The sequence below is a fragment of the Rhizobium sp. 18055 genome (assembly GCF_902706285.1).
In the GTDB taxonomy this organism is placed as follows: Bacteria; Pseudomonadota; Alphaproteobacteria; order Rhizobiales; family Rhizobiaceae; genus Rhizobium.
Genome location: NZ_CACSKD010000502.1, coordinates 1 through 384, shown reverse-complemented (window position 1 = coordinate 384; position 384 = coordinate 1). Strand labels below are relative to the sequence as shown.

Genomic DNA, 384 nt, shown 5'->3' with positions numbered 1-384 from the left:
GGGCCAGGACGGCCGTCCAGAGCAGTTTCTTCATGGGAAGGCTCTGCTGGTTCAGAACGCGCCGCCGCCGCCCAGCACGTCCAGCGCGTGCGCCAGGTTCACCCGCGCCTGCGCTTCGTAACGGCTTCGGAACCATTCCGTCTCATACAGCGCAGGGCGCTCCAGGAACGAACGCAGGACCGCGCAGCGGCCGGCGCGGTAGCGGGGCCAGCGCACGAAGCGGTATTCGCGCCGCACATTGCGCTCGAACGCGGCATACACCGCGGGCGGCTGGCCGAGGATGGCGAGGTCGATGTCCAGCACCCAGCGGTCGTCGCCCGCCGCTGCTGCTGCGGGATGGCCGTGGCGCGTCGCGAGGATGTGGCGCTCCACGGTGTCCACGGT

General features: G+C 70.6%; 1 pseudogene. It reads right to left on the bottom strand.

The window, feature by feature from the left end:
• Positions 1-51 precede the first annotated feature (51 nt).
• Positions 52-384: pseudogene (locus tag GVL52_RS32770) on the bottom strand (hypothetical protein); the annotation flags it as partial.